At 68.8% G+C, this 17,039-nt stretch carries 20 protein-coding genes and 1 other RNA gene; 17 read left to right on the top strand and 4 right to left on the bottom strand.

Features of this window, described 5'->3' with window-relative positions:
• Window positions 1-2: 2 nt before the first annotated feature.
• Complete coding sequence (locus BLQ77_RS03750) at window positions 3-1,100, top strand: transporter substrate-binding domain-containing protein (protein ID WP_008885825.1); 1,098 nt, start codon at window positions 3-5, stop codon at window positions 1,098-1,100.
• A 136-nt stretch (window positions 1,101-1,236) separates the two neighbouring features.
• Window positions 1,237-1,977, top strand: a complete 741-nt coding sequence (locus BLQ77_RS03745; RefSeq protein WP_089955577.1) for a YebC/PmpR family DNA-binding transcriptional regulator — start codon at window positions 1,237-1,239, stop codon at window positions 1,975-1,977.
• 198 nt (window positions 1,978-2,175) lie between these two features.
• On the opposite strand, the gene BLQ77_RS03740 is transcribed toward BLQ77_RS03745, so the two are convergent.
• Window positions 2,176-2,523: a hypothetical protein gene (locus BLQ77_RS03740; RefSeq protein ID WP_089955850.1), complete on the bottom strand. Its 348-nt coding sequence runs from the start codon at window positions 2,521-2,523 to the stop codon at window positions 2,176-2,178.
• A 312-nt stretch (window positions 2,524-2,835) separates the two neighbouring features.
• On the opposite strand from BLQ77_RS03740, the gene BLQ77_RS03735 reads away from it, so the two are divergent.
• From BLQ77_RS03735 to BLQ77_RS03695, 9 genes are all read left to right on the top strand, one after another.
• On the top strand, window positions 2,836-3,588 hold the full coding sequence (locus tag BLQ77_RS03735; RefSeq protein ID WP_089955574.1) for an alpha/beta fold hydrolase: 753 nt from the start codon (window positions 2,836-2,838) through the stop codon (window positions 3,586-3,588).
• The gene (locus tag BLQ77_RS03730) at window positions 3,585-4,187 is read left to right on the top strand and encodes a histidine phosphatase family protein (protein WP_089955572.1); all 603 of its coding nucleotides are present in this window, start codon (window positions 3,585-3,587) and stop codon (window positions 4,185-4,187) included. Before BLQ77_RS03735 ends, BLQ77_RS03730 begins: the two co-directional genes overlap by 4 nt.
• A gap of 1 nt (window position 4,188) precedes the next feature.
• Window positions 4,189-4,626 (top strand): VOC family protein, encoded by a 438-nt coding sequence (locus BLQ77_RS03725; RefSeq protein WP_008883682.1) that lies wholly within the window; start codon window positions 4,189-4,191, stop codon window positions 4,624-4,626.
• Between the two features lie 371 nt (window positions 4,627-4,997).
• Complete coding sequence (locus BLQ77_RS03720; RefSeq protein WP_089955848.1) at window positions 4,998-6,014, top strand: ester cyclase; 1,017 nt, start codon at window positions 4,998-5,000, stop codon at window positions 6,012-6,014.
• Window positions 6,015-6,325: 311 nt separating this feature from the next.
• Window positions 6,326-7,036: an alpha/beta fold hydrolase gene (locus BLQ77_RS03715; RefSeq protein WP_089955571.1), complete on the top strand. Its 711-nt coding sequence runs from the start codon at window positions 6,326-6,328 to the stop codon at window positions 7,034-7,036.
• Between the two features lie 43 nt (window positions 7,037-7,079).
• Window positions 7,080-7,486, top strand: an RNA gene (gene rnpB, locus BLQ77_RS03710) — RNase P RNA component class A.
• 115 nt (window positions 7,487-7,601) lie between these two features.
• Entirely contained in the window at window positions 7,602-7,769 is a 168-nt protein-coding gene (gene rpmG / locus BLQ77_RS03705; protein WP_008885060.1) for a 50S ribosomal protein L33, read from the top strand.
• 95 nt (window positions 7,770-7,864) lie between these two features.
• Window positions 7,865-9,010: an aminodeoxychorismate synthase component I gene (locus BLQ77_RS03700; RefSeq protein WP_089955568.1), complete on the top strand. Its 1,146-nt coding sequence runs from the start codon at window positions 7,865-7,867 to the stop codon at window positions 9,008-9,010.
• Entirely contained in the window at window positions 8,971-9,630 is a 660-nt protein-coding gene (locus tag BLQ77_RS03695; RefSeq protein ID WP_089955565.1) for an aminotransferase class IV family protein, read from the top strand. Before BLQ77_RS03700 ends, BLQ77_RS03695 begins: the two co-directional genes overlap by 40 nt.
• Window positions 9,631-9,736: 106 nt before the next feature.
• On the opposite strand, the gene BLQ77_RS03690 is transcribed toward BLQ77_RS03695, so the two are convergent.
• Both BLQ77_RS03690 and BLQ77_RS03685 read right to left on the bottom strand, forming a co-directional pair.
• Window positions 9,737-10,477: a Bax inhibitor-1/YccA family protein gene (locus BLQ77_RS03690; protein WP_089955564.1), complete on the bottom strand. Its 741-nt coding sequence runs from the start codon at window positions 10,475-10,477 to the stop codon at window positions 9,737-9,739.
• Between the two features lie 164 nt (window positions 10,478-10,641).
• Window positions 10,642-10,872, bottom strand: coding sequence for a DUF1127 domain-containing protein (locus BLQ77_RS03685; protein WP_008883780.1), 231 nt, complete (start codon window positions 10,870-10,872; stop codon window positions 10,642-10,644).
• Between the two features lie 125 nt (window positions 10,873-10,997).
• On the opposite strand from BLQ77_RS03685, the gene BLQ77_RS03680 reads away from it, so the two are divergent.
• Window positions 10,998-11,870 (top strand): LysR family transcriptional regulator, encoded by an 873-nt coding sequence (locus BLQ77_RS03680; protein ID WP_089955561.1) that lies wholly within the window; start codon window positions 10,998-11,000, stop codon window positions 11,868-11,870.
• Window positions 11,871-11,895: 25 nt separating this feature from the next.
• Here BLQ77_RS03680 and BLQ77_RS03675 read toward each other — a convergent pair whose 3' ends face one another.
• Window positions 11,896-12,861, bottom strand: a complete 966-nt coding sequence (locus BLQ77_RS03675; RefSeq protein WP_089955559.1) for an NADPH:quinone oxidoreductase family protein — start codon at window positions 12,859-12,861, stop codon at window positions 11,896-11,898.
• 306 nt (window positions 12,862-13,167) lie between these two features.
• On the opposite strand from BLQ77_RS03675, the gene BLQ77_RS03670 reads away from it, so the two are divergent.
• The 5 genes from BLQ77_RS03670 to BLQ77_RS03650 all read left to right on the top strand — a co-directional run bounded on the left by BLQ77_RS03670 (window position 13,168) and on the right by BLQ77_RS03650 (window position 17,029).
• Window positions 13,168-13,539: a helix-turn-helix domain-containing protein gene (locus BLQ77_RS03670; protein ID WP_089955557.1), complete on the top strand. Its 372-nt coding sequence runs from the start codon at window positions 13,168-13,170 to the stop codon at window positions 13,537-13,539.
• A 55-nt stretch (window positions 13,540-13,594) separates the two neighbouring features.
• Entirely contained in the window at window positions 13,595-14,395 is an 801-nt protein-coding gene (gene hisN / locus BLQ77_RS03665; protein WP_089955554.1) for a histidinol-phosphatase, read from the top strand.
• Between the two features lie 84 nt (window positions 14,396-14,479).
• Window positions 14,480-15,814 carry an 8-oxoguanine deaminase gene (locus BLQ77_RS03660; RefSeq protein ID WP_089955552.1) on the top strand — a complete coding sequence of 445 codons (1,335 nt, stop codon included), beginning with the start codon at window positions 14,480-14,482 and terminating at the stop codon, window positions 15,812-15,814.
• Window positions 15,815-15,907: 93 nt separating this feature from the next.
• A complete protein-coding gene (locus BLQ77_RS03655) occupies window positions 15,908-16,384 on the top strand; it encodes a CAP domain-containing protein (RefSeq protein WP_242661625.1) in 477 nt (158 codons plus the stop codon).
• A gap of 111 nt (window positions 16,385-16,495) precedes the next feature.
• Entirely contained in the window at window positions 16,496-17,029 is a 534-nt protein-coding gene (locus BLQ77_RS03650) for a CAP domain-containing protein (protein WP_089955549.1), read from the top strand.
• Window positions 17,030-17,039: the final 10 nt, after the last annotated feature.

Genomic DNA, 17,039 nt, shown 5'->3' with positions numbered 1-17,039 from the left:
CGATGATGTCCTGCCGAAGCCTTGCCGTTGCGCTCTTCGCCGCCGTGCTGCTCTGCCTGCCGGGCGTCCGTGCCCGGGCGCAGGCCGACCTGATCGTGGGGGTGCGCAGCGACGCGCCGCCCTTCGCCTATCTCGGGCCGCGCCGGACCGAGGGGCGGATGACGGTGGATGCGCCCTCGGGGCAGGGAGACATGGTCTTCACCGGCTACATGGTCAACGTCTGCACCGGCGCGCTGGAGGAGCTGCGCAAGCGCGAGACCTTCACCGTCGAGTACCTCGCGGTGGATGCCCCCGACCGCTTCGAGGAACTGCGCGCGGGCCGCATCGACATCCTCTGCGATCCCGCCACCATCACCCGCGAGCGGCTCGCCGGAGAGAACGTCTACGTCTCGCCGCCGGTCTATCTTTCGGGTGTGGGGCGCGCGCAGGTCAGCGAGCGGCAATGGGTGGCGCACTGGCCCTGTGTCGGGCCGGTGGTGGGCGTGGTCAATGGCACCACGGCACCGCGCGCGGTGAAGCTGATGGCCGACCAGTTCGGCTTCGGCGAGACCTTCTCGGAGGTGGTGCAGCGTCACCCCGACGTGGACAAGGTCGTGCTCAGCGAGAGCGAGGCCAACGACCTTACCCGCTGCGCCGCGGCGGCGGAGAAGTTCGGCAGGGATCCCGAGACCCTCGCCCCCTACACCAACCCCGACCCGGCGCTGACCGACCCGTCGGCGGCGGTCGCGGTACGCAGCTATCCCGACCACCGGACGCTGGCGCGGGCGCTCTGCAGCGGCGAGATCTACTATTCCGTCGGCGATCTTGAGATCGTGTCGCGCGCCATCGCTGCGATCCGCGAGACCGAATTCCGGGACTGCACCGCCCGGGTCGATCCGCAGGTCTTCTCAGAGGAACGCTACGGCATCTTCGTGCATATCTCGGAGGAGCTGGACCGCAGCGACCGGCTTGCGCTCGCCTTCCTGCGCCAGCTCTCCATCGAGATCCACAAGGGCTACGACTCGATCCTCGTGCGCAGCTTCGCCGACAATTTCGACCGCTCGCGGATCTCGCAGTCGCTCGACATCTTCCTCTGGAGTGTGGTGGCCGGAGCCGAGTGATCCCCCGTCCTCCCGCCGCCCGCAAACCGCCTGCCGGGGCGTGCCGGGGGCCTCTCTCGGCCCGCAGGCTTGCCAGCCCTCCATCGCATGGGGTAATGAGCCTCCAATTCCAAGCATAGCAAGGCAAGAGGCATCCATGGCCGGCCATTCCAAATGGGCAAACATCCAGCACCGCAAGGGCCGCCAGGACGCGGTTCGCGCAAAGCTGTTCTCGAAATTCTCCAAGGAGATCACCATCGCCGCCAAGATGGGCGATCCCGATCCCGACAAGAACCCGCGCCTGCGGCTTGCCGTCAAGGAAGCCAAGAGCCAGTCCATGCCGAAGGACAACATCGAGCGGGCCATCAAGAAGGCCATGGGCGGTGACGGCGACGATTACGAGGAAATCCGCTACGAGGGCTACGGCCCGAACGGCGTGGCGATCATCGTCGAGGCGATGACCGACAATCGCAACCGCACCGCGTCGAACGTGCGCTCGACCTTTACCAAGAACGGCGGCAACCTGGGCGAGACCGGCTCGGTCGCCTTCATGTTCGAGCGCAAGGGTGAGATCATCTACAAGATCGCCGCCGGTGATGCCGACACCATCATGATGGCCGCGATCGAAGCGGGCGCCGAGGATGTCGAGAGCGACGAGGAAGAGCACGTCATCTACTGCGCCGACACCGACCTGAACGAGGTCGCCACCGCGCTTGAGGCCGCGCTCGGTGAGTCGGAAAGCACCAAGCTGATCTGGAAGCCGACCACCACCACCGAGCTCGATCTCGACTCGATGCAGACGCTGATGAAGCTGGTCGACGCGCTCGAGGACGATGACGACGTTCAGCGCGTCACCACCAACTTCGAAGCCTCCGACGAGGTCATGGCGCAGCTCTGAGCCCGCGCCGGCGGCCCCGTGCCGCCTCCGACAAGACAAAAGGCCCGGAGCATGCCGTATGAGGGCATGCTCCGGGCCTTGCCGTTTCCGGGTCCGTGGGTGTGCTTCGGAAGGGGAAAGGGAGCAGGCCCGGTTCCGGCGGCGTGCCTCCGGGGATCCGGGCCCTCTAATCAGCTCAGCCCGATGGGCTCAGCGGGCTCAGTTCAGGGCGAGCTGGCTGTAGAGCGGCTCCGCCGCCACGGTGAGCGCGCCGTTGCTGCGGGCAAAGTTCCAGCTTGCACCGCTGTGGCCGGGCAGGCCGAAGACGACGCTGTCGCCCTCTTCGAGGCGCATGCGCAGGGTGCGGGGCTCGCTCTCGCCGCCCTTGGCGACATACTTGGCGGTGACGTCGAAGGCATCGCCTTCGGCTGCGGTGTAGTAGACCGACATGTCGACGGCGTCGGTGTGCAGCGTGCCGCCGGCAAGCGGGGCGGTGAGGGTCAGCGTGTCGGCAAGCGTGGCGACGGGGGCTGCGGCGATCAGGGCCGCGAGGGTCAGGGCTTTCATGGTCATTACCTTCGTGTTCGCGTGACGAAGGCACTCCGCTTCGTCTGGATTGCTTCGTCTGGATTTTCTGCGCTGCAGCATTCCACGTCGGGGCGGTGACCGAAACCGACAATCCAGAATGCCGGCCATGCGATGAAAACAACGCTTCAAATGCAGGTTTTGTGCGCCGAAAGTACCGCGCTACGCGCAAGTGACTGAGCCCGGGCGGAAAACCGGGATCCGGTGCGGCGCGGGCCGGCGCGCGGAAAGCCGGTTGCATCCGGCGGCATACCGGGGCCACTCTCGCGGCGACCGAGTCACGAGGAAATTGCCATGGCGGAAACAGCCTTTCTCGACGGGCCGAACGCGCGCCTCGCCTATGCCTTCACGCCCGGTTCCGGGCCGGTGGTGGTGTTCCTCTCGGGCTACAAGTCCGACATGGAAGGCACCAAGGCGGTGCATCTCGAAGCCTGGGCCGAGGCGCGGGGCCGCGCCTTCCTGCGGCTCGACTACTCGGGTCATGGCCAGTCCGGCGGCGTCTTCGAAGAGGGTTGCATCGGCGACTGGGCCGCGGATGCGCAGGCGGTGATCGAGGCGGTGACCGAGGGGCCGCTGCTGCTGGTGGGCTCGTCCATGGGCGGCTGGATCGCCAGCCTCCTGACGCAGCGGTTGGGCGCCCGTGTGGCGGGCTTCGTCGGCATCGCCGCGGCGCCGGATTTCACCGAGGACGGGTTCTGGGCGGGCTTTTCCGAAGAGGAGCGTACGAAGGTGATGGAAGAGGGCGTGACCTACCTGCCGTCCGCCTATGGCGACCCCTACGCGGTGACCCGGCGGCTGATCGAGGACGGGCGCGACAACCTCGTGCTGCGCGCGCCGCTGCCGATGCCCTACCCGGTGCGGCTGCTGCAGGGCTCCGGGGACGAGGCCGTCACGCGCGAGACGCTGCTGGCGCTCTTCGACCACATCGACAGCCCGGACCTGCGGCTGAGCCTCGTGAAGGGCGCCGATCACCGCTTCTCCGAGCCCGGGAACCTCGCGATGATCGAAGCGGCGATCCTCGACGTGCTGGGCGCGCCCGCCGCATGAGGCAGCTGATCTACATCTCGCATGCCGAGGTCGACATCGCCCCCGCGGTGCCGGTGCCCGACTGGCGCCTCTCGGCCCGCGGGCGGTCGCGCCACGCCCGCTTTGCCGAGCGCTGCCCCGGCGTGACCTCGATCTACTGCAGCAACGAGCGCAAGGCCCGCGACGGAGCCGAGATCATGGCGGCGACGCTCGAGCTCGACGTGCAGGTGATCGACGCGCTGCACGAGAACGACCGCTCGGCCACCGGCTACCTGCCGTCCGAGGCCTTTAAGCGCATGGCCGACGCCTTCTTCGCGCGGCCCGAGGACAGCGTCGAGGGCTGGGAGCGCGCGGTCGATGCGCAGGCGCGGGTGATGCGGGCGCTGCGCCGTCTGGTAGCGCAGGACGACCGCGGCGGCAGCATCGCGGTGATCGGTCACGGCGGCGTCGGCGCGCTCCTGCGGGCACACCTGCTGGGCCAATCCATCGACCGCAGCCACGACCAGCCCGCGGGCGGCGGCAACGTGCTGCGGGTCGCCCTGCCGGACTGGTCGCTGGTCGAGGGCTGGACGCCGATGGAGCAGTTCCGCAGTGTCTGGGACGAGACAGAGGAGCACTGACATGGAACAGAGGATCAGCCTGATCACGCTCGGCGTGCGCGACAAGGCCCGCGCCGCGGCATTCTACGACGCGCTCGGCTGGCAGCGCGCGCCGGGCCCCGAGGGGGTCATTGCCTATGACCTGCTCGGCCAGACCTTGGGGCTCTTCGGGCTCGAGGACCTGGCCAAGGACATTGGCGTGCCGGTCGAGACGCTGGGCCACGGCGGTCTGACGCTCGCCCACAACCTGCGCAGCCGGGCCGAGGTCGAAGACCTGCTCTCCCGCGCCGAGGCGGCCGGGGCGACGATCCTGAAGCCCGCGCAGGAGGTGTTCTGGGGCGGCTACCACGGCTATTTCGCCGACCCCGAGGGCCACGTCTGGGAAATCGCGCACAACCCGCTCTCGCCCCTGCGCGCGGGCGACGGCGCCTTCCGCTGGCAGGGCTACCCCGAGGACTGAGGCTGCTTGCCGGTCGGCAGGTGAGGGCCGAGGTCTTCGGATGAATGCTGGTCTGCCGGCGAGGTTGGAGGGAGGAGGCTGATCGCAGCTTGACGGGCCGGGTCAGGGGACTGAGACTGCTCACTGCTCACTGCTCACTGCTCACTGCTCACTGCTCACTGCTCACTGCTCACTGCTCACTGCTCACTGCTCACTGCTCACTGCTCACTGCTTGACGGCCGGGGCTGAACCTTCTTGAACGCGATGGCGGCCCGTGGCGTCGGCGCCGGTGGGCGCCACATGTCGGCTTCAACTATTTCCTAACCATGACGCGCCAGTCTCGTGGCCGTTCCCCCGTGCCGCCCCGGCGCGGGGCGCGGGGAGGGGCCATGATGGCCATGCAAGTCAGGCAGGCGCAGGCCGGGCGCGACACCGGCGATCACGACTACCCGGAGTTCCTGCGCGGCGTGGCGGGTACGCTCTGGAACCGCCGCGCGCTTGATGCCGAACTCGGCGGGCTCTGCCACCCGCAGCTCATCCATCGCCAGGCGCTCGGCATGGGCTACGGCGCCGAGGCGCTGCGGGGCGAGGCGCTCGAGCTGCTGGCGGCCCTGCCGGACATCTCTGCCCGGACCGAGGACGTGATCTGCTCGGGCACGCCACGGGTTGGAATGCTCGGGGCGCAGCGTTTGCATCTGAATGGCAGCCACACGGGCGGCGGGGTCTTCGGCGAGCCCTCGCGGCGGCGGCTGCGGTTCCGGGTGCTGGCGGATATCTATGCCAAGGACGGTCGGCTCTGCGAGCTTTGGGCCGTGCGCGACAGCGGCGCCATCCTGCGCCAGCTCGGGCTCTGCCCGCGCCGCTGGGCGGCGGAGCGGATCGGGGCCGAGACGGGCGACGGCCCGTTCCGCCCGGCACAGGACCAGCCCGGACCCTACACCGGGCAGGGCAACGGCAACCAGTGGGGCCTCGCCTTCGCCGCGCTGCTCGAGCGGGTGATGGGCATGGGGTTCTCGGAAATCGCCGCGCAATACGATCCCGCCGCGCGGCTGGCCTATCCGGGCGGGGTCCTCGACGAAGGCGCGGGCGGCGCCGAGCGTTTCTGGTTCGGTCTGCGCGCGGCCTTCCCGGACGCCCGCTTCACCATTCACCACGTCATCGGCCGCGAGGACCGCCTCATGCCGCCCCGCGCTGCGCTGCGCTGGTCGCTCGACGGGCGCCACGCGGGCTGGGGCGCGTTCGGGGCCCCGTCGGGCGCCCGGGTGCATGTCATGGGCATCAGCCATGCCGAGTTCGGCCCGGACGGGCTGCGCCGGGAATGGACGCTCTACGACGAGGCCGCGGTGTGTATGCAGATCTCTGCAGGGGCGTCGTCGGCGCGGCCCGAGGGGGTGTTGGCGGCGGAGTGAGGCGGTGTCGGCGCTGTGCGTCTGGTCAGGGCAGGACCGGGGGTTTCACACCCCCGGACCCCCGTGGAGTTTAGGGGCAAGATGAAGCCGCGGGCGGCGCCTTTGGGTCGGTATAGGGCACATGATGTGCGGTCGGCAGCGCGCTTGTGATCACCCTCGCGTGAGCGGGTGGGCGGAGGGCCGCCGCGCGGAGCTTTCCGCCTTTTCCTCGCCGAACGACCTGATAGATTCGCGGTCGAGGCAACACATGATAACGGGGCAGGGTATGGCGGTCTCCGCGCAGGGGCGGCGTTGGCACGGCTTGGGACGGCATGGCTGAACCGCTGGTTCTGCTGCCCGATCTCATGTGCGACGCGCGGCTCTTCGGGCCGCAGATCGCGGATCTGTCCCGCGAGATCGCGGTCACCGTCGCGCCCGTGAGCAGTGGTGAGCGGGTCGAGGAAGTGGCCTCGGCGCTGCTCGACGTGCTGCCGCGGCGCTTCGCGCTGGTGGGGCTGGGACTTGGCGGCATGGTCGCCATGGAGCTGCAGCGCCGGGCGCCCGACCGGGTGGCGCGGCTCATGCTCATCAGCACCACGCCGCTGGCCGAGACGCCGCAGCAGGCGGCCGAGCTCGATCCGCTGATCATCAAGGCCCGCACCGGCCGCCTGCGCGAGGCGGTGCGGGCGCTGCGCCCGGTCGACAGCCTTGCGCCGGGGCCGTTCCGCATGGAGATCCAGGCCATGCTCGACGAGATGGCCGAGGGGCTTGGCGTCGACGTCTTCACCCGCCAGATCCGCGTCCTGCAGCGCCGCCGCGACCAGCAGAGCGCCCTGCGCAAGCTGCGGGTGCCGGTCACCGTGCTCTGCGGTGCCCATGACATCACCCTGCCGGTCAAGCGCCACGCCTTCCTCGCCGAGCTGATCCCCGGCGCGCGGCTCGAGGTGATCGAGGACGCGGGCCACCTGCCGCCGCTCGAGGCGCCCGACGCGGTGAGCGACGCCATCCGTGACTGGCTGCAGGCGCCCATGCTCCCGCGCTGAGCCGCATTGACGTGCCCCGGACGGGCGCCTATGTGGGGCACGCGTGGAGGGCCGGGCGGCCGCTGCCGGCGGGGTGACCCGTCGGGAGAGGAAAGTCCGGACTCGCCGAAGCGCCGGTGCCGGGTAACGCCCGGGCGGGGCAACCTGACGGACAGCGCCACAGAGAACAGACCGCTCCGGTTCGCCGGAGCAAGGGTGAAACGGTGGGGTAAGAGCCCACCGGGGGACGGGCAACCGGACCCGCATGGCAAGCCCCACCGGGAGCAATGCCAAATAGGGACTTCGCGCGGGGCATGATCTCTTCGGGGATATCGCCGCAGGGCTGCTTCGGCCCGAGACGTCCGGGTTGGCAGCACGAGCCCGCGGGCAATCGCGGGCCTAGAGGAATGGTCGCACAGGGGTGGGGAGACCCGCCCTGGACAGAATCCGGCTTACAGGCCCTCCACGCAGAATTTTCCGCCGCGAACCCGGTTGACTCGGGCGCGCGCATCGGTAAAAGGCGGGCTTCAAGGATTTCACGGGGCGCGTGCATCTGTGCGCGCTTGCCCGTCGCAGGAGAAGAACCATGGCGAAGCCGACCACCATCAAGATCCGCCTGAACTCGTCCGCAGGCACGGGCCACTTCTACGTGACCAAGAAAAATGCCCGCACCATGACCGAGAAGATGACCGTGCGTAAGTACGACCCGGTCGCGCGGAAGCACGTCGAATACAAAGAAGGCAAGATCAAATAAGCCTTACCTCGTAAGAGGGACAGTGACAGAGACCGCGCGGGCCCCTACCTGTGCGGTCTCTTGTCGTATGCGCTGGGGCGAGACGGGGAGGCGCGATGCCGGCAGCAGGGTTCAGCGGCGTGCTGGTCGAGGCAGGCCCCGGGGGCCGTCCCGCGCTGTTCGACGGTGCGCTGGAGACCCTCACCGCCTCTGACGCCGAGAGCGCCCGCGTGGCGCTGGCGCGGCTCGAAGCTGCCCGCCGGGCCGGGCATTGGATCGCCGGTTTTGCCGCCTACGAGCTTGGCGTCGCGCTGGAACCCGCGCTGGAGGCCCTGCTGCAGGGCGTGACCGGCCCGCTGCTCTGCTTCGGTATCTTCGACGGACCCCGGGACGCCGCGCCGCTGCTGCGCGAGGCGGGCGAGGGCAGGGCGGAGATGCGCTCTGCGACACCGCTCTGGGACCGCGCCGCCTACGCCGAGAGATTTCACGAGATCAAGCGCATGATCGCGCGGGGGGACCTTTATCAGGTCAACCTCACCATGCCCGTCGCGCTGCGCTTCGGGGGCACGCCGCTGGCGCTATGGGGCGCGATGCGGGCGCTGCAGCCGGTGGGCCATGGGGCGGCGCTGTCGCTGGGCGGGCATGTGGTGCTGTCGCGCTCGCCGGAACTCTTCTTTGCGCTGGCCGGAGATGGCGCCATCACCGTCGCGCCGATGAAGGGCACGGCCCCCCGTGGCGACACGCCCGGGGCCGATATGGCCCTTCGTGACGCTCTGGCGCGCGATCCAAAGAACCGCGCCGAGAACATCATGATTGTCGACCTGATGCGCAACGACCTCGCGCGGATCTCGCGCGTGGGCTCGGTGCGCGTGCCGGACCTGCTGCGGGTCGAGACCTACGAGACGGTGCACCAGATGGTGTCGCAGGTCGAGGCGCGGCTCTCGGACGCGCCGGCGCTGCCCGAGCTTCTGGGCGCGCTCTTCCCCTGCGGCTCGATCACCGGTGCGCCCAAGATCGCCGCGATGCGGGCGATCCACGCGCTCGAACGGTGGGAGCGTGGGGCCTATTGCGGTGCCATCGGCTGGATGGCTCCGGACGGGCGGGCGCAGTTCAATGTGGCGATTCGGACGCTGACCGTCACCGGCCCGGGCGAGGCGCTGATGGGCGTCGGCGGTGGCATCGTGCATGACAGCGATTGTGACGCGGAATATCAGGAGGCGCTGTGGAAGGCACGCTTCGCGACCGGGCTGATCCCGGGCTGAGGATCATCGAGACCATGCTCTGGCGGCCCGGTGAGGGCCTCCAGCGCGGCGTGCTGCACCTTGCGCGGGCCGAGCGGACCTGCGCTGTCCTGGGCTTCGTCTGGGACGGGACGGCGGTGTCCGAGGCGCTGGCCGGGCTCGATGAACCGAGTCCGGTGCGGCTGCGCATGACGATCGGGCGGGATGGCGACGTCGAGATCACGCACCAGCCCTTCGTGGGCGGTGCCGTGGCGCCCGCGGTGCTGGAGGTCTCGCCCGAGCGGCTCGACCCCGAGGACCCGTTCCTGCGGATCAAGACCACGCGCCGCGCGCTCTATGACCGGACCCTGCGCGAGAAGCCCGCAGGCGTGGACGAGGTGCTGTTCCTCAACACCAGGGGAGAGCTCTGCGAGGGCGCCTACACCAACCTCTTCCTCACTCTCGGCGGGCGTCTGGTGACGCCTGCGCTTGGCTGCGGACTGCTGCCGGGGGTGCTGCGCGAGAGCCTGCTGCGCTCGGGCGAGGTGTCCGAGGCGGTGCTCACGCCCCGGGATCTGGCGGGGGCCGAGGCGATCTGGATCGGCAACTCGCTGCGCGGTCTGCGCCGGGCGGCGCTGGCCGAGGGCGTCGCGCTGCCTTGACGCCGAAGGCGTCACGCTGCCTTGAGGCCGAGGGCGTCGCGCTGCCATGAAAAAGGCCCCGCCGGTGGGGCGGGGCCTGACATGCTGGCCGGAAGGCCGGGTGTTCTTACTCACGGTTGCCAAGCAGTTGCAGCAGGAACATGAACATGTTGATGAAATCGAGGTAGAGGTTCAGCGCGCCCATGATGGCGGCCTTGCCGAGCCACTCGCTGTCACCATGCGCCGCATGCTGCAGGTAGGTGTTCTTGATTTTCTGCGTGTCGTAGGCGGTGAGGCCCGCGAAGATCAGCACACCCAGGATCGAGATGGCGAAGTAGATCGCCGGCGAGCCGAGGAAGATGTTGATGATCGACGCCACGAGAATGCCGATCACGCCCATGATCAGGAACGACCCCCAGCCGGAGATGTCCTTCTTGGTGGTGTAACCCCAGAGCGACAGGCCGGCAAAGGCGATGGCGGTCACAAGGAACACCTGCGCGATAGAGAAGCCGGTGAAGGCCACGAAGATCCAGCTCAGCGACAGGCCCATCACCGCCGCGAAGGCGAAGAAGAACAGCTGTGCGCCGGCGGCGGAGATGCGGCTGAGCGCCGCTCCGAAGGCGAAGGCCATGATCAGCGGGGCGAACATCACGATCCAGCCCAGGATGTTCGGCTGAAGCGTCGCCGGGTCGCGGAAGACGCTGAGAAGTTCGGGGCTAGTGCCGACGGCCCAGGCAACCGCGAAAGTCAGCAGCATCCCCACGGACATGGTCCCGTAGACCTTGTTCATGTGGGCGCGCAGACCCTCGTCAATCTGGGCCGCGCTGGTTGGTCCGGTGGCGGTCCGGATTGTTCTGTATTGAGCCATCTATACCTCCAAGCTGTGTAACGACGGGGAAATGATACACTTTCCTTTCCCATATTGGCAGAGCCAAGAGGCAATTCAAGAAGCCGAGAGCGCGATTCCGACGCTTTTCGTGCGCGCTTGCACGGGGTTGCGGGATCGCAGCGGGATGCGGCGCCCCGGACGCGTCAGTTTCGCCAGTGCGCGGGGGCGTCCCAGACCGGCCGGCGCGCCTCGTGCAGCGCCTCCGAGCGGGTGAGACCCATGTCGCGCAGCGCGGCGTCGTCCAGCTCGGCCAGCCGGCGGCGCTGGCGCCAGAGCGCCTGAAGATCGAGGAGCCGGGTCAGCAGCGCGCGTGCGCCACGGGGGCGGCGGATCGCGACGGGGGCGGCGCAGGTCTGTGCAGTGTCACGGGGCATGATGGCCTCCTTCACAGGTCGTGATGGAATTATTCGTTTTCATCGTCTTGTGTGATTGGTATGCTGGCCAGCGACCGATCTGTAAAACGAATATCCCTGAAGCCCTCCATCACGAAATCCGATTCATGCGCAATCTCGACATCACCACGCTCCGTTCCTTCGTCGCGGTCGCCGATGCCGGCGGCGTCACCCGGGCTGCGGGCTTTCTCAACCTCACCCAGTCGGCGGTCTCGATGCAGCTCAAGCGGCTCGAGGACATGCTGGGGCTGGCGCTGCTCGACCGCAGCGGTCGCGGCGTGAGCCTCACGCCTGCTGGCGAGCAGCTGCTGAAATATGCCCGCCGGATGGTCGATCTCAACGACGAGATCTATTCCCGGCTCACCATGACCGACTGGGAGGGCGAGATCGTCCTCGGGGTGCCGCATGACATCGTCTACCCGGTGATCCCGCGTATCATGAAGAAGATGCAGCGCGATTTCCCGCGGGTGCGGCTGCAGCTGCTCAGCTCCTATACGTCCGAGCTCAAGGACCTGTTCGCCCGAGGCGCCGTCGACGTGATCCTGACAACCGAGGCCGAGCCGGGCGAGGGCGGCGAGGGGCTGCTCGACGTGCCGCTGCGCTGGTATGGCGCGCCCAACGGCACTGCGTGGAAGACCCGGCCGCTGCGCATCGCGTTTTCGCGCCGTTGCGGGTTCCGCCCGGTGGCCATCGCGCTGATGGAGCGCGAGCAGTTCGACTGGGAGCTGTCGGTGGATTCCGAGAGCGACCGCACCATCGAGGTCTCGGTCTCGGCCGATCTCGCGGTGACGCCGGTCCTCGAGGGCCATGCGCCGGCGCATTTCGAGCTGGTGCCGAACGGGGTGCTGCCGGAGCTGGGGATGCAGAAGATCTGCCTCTACGCCGCCAGCGCCCGGCCGCGCATCGTCGAGCCGCTGGTCGAGATGCTGCGCAACGAGTTCTGCTCCCTGCGCGGCCGCAGCGACCTGGCCGCGCAGTAGGGCACCGGGTCCTGACGGGTGCGCGTCAGCCCGGGATCCGGATGACCACCTTGCCGGTGGAGGCGCGCGAGCGCAGCAGTTCCATGCCCTCCATCGCCCGGTCGAGCGGCAGCACGTGGCTGATGTGCGGTTTGATCCGCCCCTCGGCGTACCAGCCGAAGAGCGTCGCCAGCGAGCCGGTCAGCGCCTCGGGCCGGAAGCTCAGGTAGCCGCCCCAGTAGAGCCCCATCACCGTCAGGTTCTTCACCAGAAGGTGGTTGGCCTTGATCTGCGGGACCTCGCCGCTGGCGAAGCCGATGGTCAGGATCCGCGCCTCGGGCCTCGCCGAGCGGAAGGCGGCGGTGAACTGGTCGCCGCCCACCGCGTCATAGACCACGTCGGCGCCGCCGAGCGCCAGCACCGCCTCGCGGATGTCTTGGGAGCGGGCGTCGATCAGGTGATCGGCCCCGGCCGCCCGCGCGACCTCGAGCTTCTCGGCGCCGCGGGCACAGGCGATGACGCGGGCGCCCATCAGCTTGCCGATCTCGACCGCGGTCAGACCGACGCCGCCCGCGGCCCCCAGCACCAGCAGCGTCTCGCCCGGCTGCAGCCGCGCCCGGTGGTCGAGCGCGAGGTGGCTGGTGCCATAGGCGATCTGGAAGGCCGCGGCATCCTCGAGGCTCATGCTCTCGGGCATCCGCACTGCGCGCGTGGCATCGAAGACGCCATACTCTGCAAGCCCGTCGCGGCCACCGTAGACCGCGACCCGGTCGCCGGGGGCAAGCCCGGTGACGCCCTCGCCAAGGGTCTCGACGGTGCCCGCGATCTCCATCCCGAGGGTGAAGGGCAGGGGCGGGGTGTCCTGGTAGCGGCCCTGCATCATCAGGAGATCGGCGAAATTCAGCCCACAGGCCCCGATCCGCACCCCGATCTGCCCCGGTCCGGGCTGCGGCACGGGCAGTTCGCTCAGGGCGGGGGGCGACTCATGTGACGTAAGGTGCAGTGCGCGCATTGTTCTCCTCCGGGGTGACATATTCGTGAAGGGCTTGCCGCAACGTCGCGAAAAGTCAAGTATCCGAAAAAAGCTATTAAATTACCGTGGTTTGTTTCAACCGATGAGTGCATTCAGTTAACTGTGTCTACGCCTCCGGGCGCAAAAAGCTTGATTTCCGGCGCGCTAGCGATGTAGCGTCCCGTCATCCGGGAGCTGGGGCTTACTCGTGACAGGTATGCGTTCTGCATTTGTTCAGGCGTCGCCGTTGTCAATAACATATACAAGAAGTCACCCCCAAAAGGGGTGTGGTAGAAGGAACAACCGATGACGCATCCCGTCGACGTCCATGTTGGCAAACGCATTCGTCACCGCCGCTGGCTGGTGGGCATGACTCAGCAGCAACTTGCCGAACAGGTCGGGATCAAGTTCCAGCAGATCCAGAAGTACGAAACCGGTGCAAACCGCGTCAGTGCTTCCCGTCTCTGGGACATCGCCGACGCCCTGGACGTCTCCGTGAGCTTCTTCTTCGAAGGACTCGAAACCGAACAGGACGCCCCTGACTCCGCCGCTGCCATGCCGTCCGACATCCTCGGCGACAAGGAAGCACTGGACCTGGTGCGCTCCTATTACGCGATTCCGGAAAACCAGCGTCGCCGCCTGTTCGAACTGGCGCGCGTCCTGTCCGACGTGGCTTGAGCCTGACGGCCCGCTGCGCTAGGCGATCCTCGGATCAACAAGCGGGGCGGGCACCATGGCCGAGTTTTCGGACAAGCTTTCTGAAGAGCTTTGGACTACGGCGCACGCGCTGGCAGATGCCGCGCGTGCTTCGATTCTTCCGCACTTCCGGTCTGCGGGACTGAATGCGGAGAACAAGCTGGCCGAGGGCTTTGACCCGGTCACCGTCGCCGACCGCGCCGCCGAAGAGGCGATGCGCGCCGTGCTGGCCGAGATGCGGCCGCAGGACGGCATCCTCGGCGAGGAATTCGGCAACGCCGCTGGCACCAGCGGCCTGACCTGGGTTCTCGACCCCATCGACGGCACCCGTGGCTTCCTGGCCGGCACGCCCACCTGGGGCGTGCTGATCGCGCTTTCCGACGAGACCGGGCCGCGGCTCGGGGTGATCGACCAGCCCTACACCGGCGAACGGTTCTGCGGCGGGCTCGGGCGCGCCGACATGACCGGCCCGCTGGGACCGCGTGGCCTCAGGACCCGTGCGCCGCGCGGGCTTGACGAGGCGATCCTCTTCACCACCTTCCCCGAGATCGGCACCGAGGCCGACCGTGCGGCCTTTGGCCGGGTGCGCGACGCCGCGCGGCTGACCCGCTACGGCATGGATTGCTACGCCTACGCGCTGGTCGCGGCAGGGCAGATCGACCTCGTGGTCGAGGCGGGGCTGCACCCCTACGACATCCAGGCGCCCATCGCGGTGATCGAGGCCGCGGGCGGCGTGGTCACCGACTGGGAGGGCGGCCCGGCGCACAACGGCGGACGGGCTCTGGCGGCGGCCAACCCGGCGCTGCATGCCGAGGCGCTGCGGCTGCTCAACGGCTGAGACCCGCCGGCCCCGTCGCGCGGGGGCTTTTCATTCCGCGCGGGCCGGGCCACGCTTTCGGCGACCCCAGACGGAGCGACCGCCATGCCGGAAACCCTGATCCGCAACGCCCAGACGATCCTCACCATGGATGACGACGGGCGCGAGCTCGAGGGCACGGACATCCTGCTGCGCGACGGCGTCATCGCGGCCATCGGGCGCGGGTTGCGGACCGGGGGCGAGGTGGTCGACGCCTCGCGCTGCGTGGTGACGCCGGGGCTGGTGAACACCCACCACCATCTCTACCAGACGCTGACCCGCGCCGTGCCGGGCGGGCAGGACGCGCTGCTCTTCGGCTGGCTCAAGACGCTCTACCCGATCTGGGCGCGTTTCGGCCCCGAGGAGATCCGGATCTCGGCCCTCACCGGGCTGGCCGAACTGGCGCTCTCGGGCTGCACGCTGACCTCGGACCACCTCTACCTCTATCCCAACGGCGCCCGGCTCGACGATACCATCGACGCGGCGCAGGAGATCGGGCTGCGCTTCCACGCCACCCGCGGCGCCATGAGCATCCGCGAAAGCGACGGCGGCCTGCCGCCGGATTCGCTGGTCGAGCGCGAGGAGGCGATTCTCGAGGACTGCATCCGCGTCGTCGACGCTTTCCACGACCCGCGCGAGGGCGCCATGGTGCGCATAGGCGTCGCCCCCTGCTCGCCGTTCTCGGTGACCCGCGAGCTGATGCGCGACGCGGCGCTGCTGGCCCGCGACAAGGGCGTGATGATGCACACCCACCTCGCCGAGAACGACGAGGACATCGCCTATTCGCTCGCGACCTTTGGCTGCCGCCCGGGGCAATACGCCGAAGAGCTGGGCTGGACCGGCCCCGACGTCTGGCACGCCCATTGCGTGAAGCTCGACGGCGCCGAGATCGATCTCTTCGCCGACACCCGGACCGGCGTCGCCCATTGCCCCTGTTCCAACTGCCGGCTGGGCTCGGGCATCGCGCCGGTGCGGGCGATGATCGACGCGGGCGTGCCGGTGGGGCTGGGGGTGGACGGCTCGGCCAGCAACGACGGCTCGAACCTCGTGGCCGAGGCCCGGCAGGCGATGCTGCTGCAGCGTGTGACCCGCGGCGCCGACGCCATGAGCGCGCGCGAGGCGCTGCGGCTGGCGACCCGTGGTGGCGCCGAGGTGCTCGGCCGCTACGATTGCGGGCAGGTGACGGTGGGCAAGCGCGCCGATCTGGCGCTCTGGGACGTGAGCGGCATCGACAGCGCCGGGAGCTGGGACCGCGCCGCGCTGCTGCTCGCGGGACCGCAGCGGGTGCGGCACCTGTTCGTCGAGGGAAGGCAGGTGGTGCGCGACGGGTTGCTCGCCACGATCGATCTGGATGCAACCATATCGCGTCAGAACACGTTAGCTCTACAACTATCGCAGTAATGCACCGCCTTGCCACACGATCTTCCGAAACGCGCCGCAAAGGCCCGGAAGACAAGGCGCGGTGACAGGACCAGAACGACCAGGAGACGAACCATGCGTTGGATGATGCTGGCCGCGGGCCTCATGGCCGCGGGATGTGCCGTATCGACCTCGACCCCCGAAGTTGCATCGCAGGGGAAATCGCAGGGGACCCTGCGGCTTGCCGCCGCCCCGGCCCCCTCCGTGTCACTGAACGACTTCCGCACCACCAACGGCCGCCAGGCGCTGAAGCGCTCGCCGCGACTGCAGGCCGCCGCCGAGGCCCACGCCCGCGATATGGCGCGGATGGGCCGCATGACGCACCGCGGCTCCAACGGCAGCGAGGTCTCGGACCGGGTGCTGCAACAGGGCTACCGCTTTGGCCGCGTGGCAGAGAACATCGCCGAGACCGGGCGCGGCCCGGACCGTGTCATGGATCTATGGATCAACTCGCCGTCGCACCGCCGCAATATGCTGATCAAGGACGTGACGCACTATGGCATGGCGCGAAACGGCGACTATTACGCGCTGGTCGTTGCGCGCCGGCGCTGAGCGCCGCGCCTCGGCTGAAACGCGCCGTGGCAGGGCCGGGCGTCTGGTGACTTGCGCAGCTCGTGCTATCTGGTGTTCGATCTGCGAAAGACTGAAACCGCCGGAGACGCCATGAAACTCGCAAGCCTTGCCGCCCTGTTGATCCTTCCGCTTGCGGGATGCCTCGAGGTCGACGTGAGCGATGCCGCGGCGACGCCCGCCGCCAGTTCATCGGCCCGCAGCGGCACCAAGAGCGACGGGCTTTTCTACCAGTATGGCTCGGCCAGTACGCCGGCGGATGCCAATGTCGATCCCGGCACGGCGCTCAACGAATACCGCACCGCGCACGGGCTTTCGAAGCTGAGGAAATCCAAAAAGCTCACCGCTGCCGCGCAGGGCCACGCCCGCGACGTGGCGCGCATGGGCAAGGTCACCCACACCGGCTCGGACGGCAGCTCCATCGGCGACCGCGCGCGCGCCGAGGGCTACCGCTATGCCCGCATTGCCGAGAACGTCGCCTGGACCGCGCGCGGCTTCCCGACGGTGATGCAGGTCTGGGACGACTCGCCCAGCCACCGCGAGACCCTGCAGCTGCGCGACGTCGACCAGTACGGTCTGGCGCGTTCGGGTCAGTACTGGGTGCTGATGGTGGGCCGCTCACAGTAAGCGCCCGCCG

Origin of the sequence: Salipiger thiooxidans, assembly GCF_900102075.1 — a bacterium.
Classification (GTDB): Bacteria; Pseudomonadota; Alphaproteobacteria; order Rhodobacterales; family Rhodobacteraceae; genus Salipiger; species Salipiger thiooxidans.
Note: the sequence above shows the minus strand (reverse complement) of the source record. Positions and strands in the feature narration are given on the sequence as shown.

Coding starts and splice junctions, on each gene's coding strand:
- BLQ77_RS03750 (WP_008885825.1), top strand. CDS start 3: ATGATGTCCTGCCGAAGCCTTGCCGTTGCGCTCTTCGCCGCCGTGCTG.
- BLQ77_RS03745 (WP_089955577.1), top strand. CDS start 1,237: ATGGCCGGCCATTCCAAATGGGCAAACATCCAGCACCGCAAGGGCCGC.
- BLQ77_RS03740 (WP_089955850.1), bottom strand. CDS start 2,523: ATGAAAGCCCTGACCCTCGCGGCCCTGATCGCCGCAGCCCCCGTCGCC.
- BLQ77_RS03735 (WP_089955574.1), top strand. CDS start 2,836: ATGGCGGAAACAGCCTTTCTCGACGGGCCGAACGCGCGCCTCGCCTAT.
- BLQ77_RS03730 (WP_089955572.1), top strand. CDS start 3,585: ATGAGGCAGCTGATCTACATCTCGCATGCCGAGGTCGACATCGCCCCC.
- BLQ77_RS03725 (WP_008883682.1), top strand. CDS start 4,189: ATGGAACAGAGGATCAGCCTGATCACGCTCGGCGTGCGCGACAAGGCC.
- BLQ77_RS03720 (WP_089955848.1), top strand. CDS start 4,998: ATGGCCATGCAAGTCAGGCAGGCGCAGGCCGGGCGCGACACCGGCGAT.
- BLQ77_RS03715 (WP_089955571.1), top strand. CDS start 6,326: ATGGCTGAACCGCTGGTTCTGCTGCCCGATCTCATGTGCGACGCGCGG.
- rpmG (WP_008885060.1), top strand. CDS start 7,602: ATGGCGAAGCCGACCACCATCAAGATCCGCCTGAACTCGTCCGCAGGC.
- BLQ77_RS03700 (WP_089955568.1), top strand. CDS start 7,865: ATGCCGGCAGCAGGGTTCAGCGGCGTGCTGGTCGAGGCAGGCCCCGGG.
- BLQ77_RS03690 (WP_089955564.1), bottom strand. CDS start 10,477: ATGGCTCAATACAGAACAATCCGGACCGCCACCGGACCAACCAGCGCG.
- BLQ77_RS03685 (WP_008883780.1), bottom strand. CDS start 10,872: ATGCCCCGTGACACTGCACAGACCTGCGCCGCCCCCGTCGCGATCCGC.
- BLQ77_RS03680 (WP_089955561.1), top strand. CDS start 10,998: ATGCGCAATCTCGACATCACCACGCTCCGTTCCTTCGTCGCGGTCGCC.
- BLQ77_RS03675 (WP_089955559.1), bottom strand. CDS start 12,861: ATGCGCGCACTGCACCTTACGTCACATGAGTCGCCCCCCGCCCTGAGC.
- BLQ77_RS03670 (WP_089955557.1), top strand. CDS start 13,168: ATGACGCATCCCGTCGACGTCCATGTTGGCAAACGCATTCGTCACCGC.
- hisN (WP_089955554.1), top strand. CDS start 13,595: ATGGCCGAGTTTTCGGACAAGCTTTCTGAAGAGCTTTGGACTACGGCG.
- BLQ77_RS03660 (WP_089955552.1), top strand. CDS start 14,480: ATGCCGGAAACCCTGATCCGCAACGCCCAGACGATCCTCACCATGGAT.
- BLQ77_RS03655 (WP_242661625.1), top strand. CDS start 15,908: ATGCGTTGGATGATGCTGGCCGCGGGCCTCATGGCCGCGGGATGTGCC.
- BLQ77_RS03650 (WP_089955549.1), top strand. CDS start 16,496: ATGAAACTCGCAAGCCTTGCCGCCCTGTTGATCCTTCCGCTTGCGGGA.